We start from the raw sequence: 812 nt of genomic DNA on the forward strand, positions 1-812 counted from the left end.
TCAGGCTTTGTCGCAAACTTTTAGCTAGTAGGTCTTCGTGTTAATGGCGTTTCGGATTTTGATCGAGGCAGACAGTGACAATTTCATTCAAAGGCGCTCATTTCCCAAGGGACGTGATACTACACGCAGTGTTCTTCTATCTTCGTTACTCAGTGTCCTATCGGGATCTGGAAGAAATTCTGGCTGAGCGACGTGTTTCAGTTGATCATGCGACGCTGAACCGTTGGATCGTCAAATACGCACCACTGGTCGCCGACCGGGCGCGTCTTAAGAAGCGTTGCTGCGATCGATCCTGGCGAATGGACGAAACCTACGTGCGCGTCAAAGGCGAATGGGTCTACTTGTACCGCGCTGTCGACAAACACGGTAAGACCCTTGATTTCATGCTGTCCAAACGGCGGAACAAAGCTGCAGCAACGAAGTTCTTCGCACGTGCGCTTGAGGCAAACGGGCTCCCAAGAAAGATTGTGATAGACAAAAGCGGTGCTAACACGGCGGGTATCAAAGCCGTCAACAAGATGTTGAAGGGCTTTGGTTGCCCGATCCCAACCGAGATGGTGAGGCGGAAATTCCTAAACAACATCATTGAGCAAGATCACAGATTTATCAAACGCCGGGTCCGACCAATGCTCGGCTTCAAATCGTTTGAATCTGCTTCCGCTACGCTTGATGGGATTGAAGTTGCGCAGATGATCCGAAAGGGTCAGTTCGGACTCGGAATCTGTCCGTTCAAGCAGTTTGCGGAACTAGCCATCTAAACACAGCAAGTTTCGAACCGCATTCAGACTTCAGAAAAGAATGCGACAAAGCCA

The 812-nt window shown here is 50.0% G+C and carries 1 protein-coding gene; it reads left to right on the forward strand.

Translation table 11 applies throughout. The features are described from left to right. Positions 1-74: 74 nt before the first annotated feature. Positions 75-758, forward strand: a complete 684-nt coding sequence (locus ACR0IV_RS21740) for an IS6 family transposase (protein WP_480661158.1) — start codon at positions 75-77, stop codon at positions 756-758. The last annotated feature ends 54 nt before the right edge of the window (positions 759-812 follow it).

This window comes from Ruegeria sp. C2 (assembly GCF_056537765.1).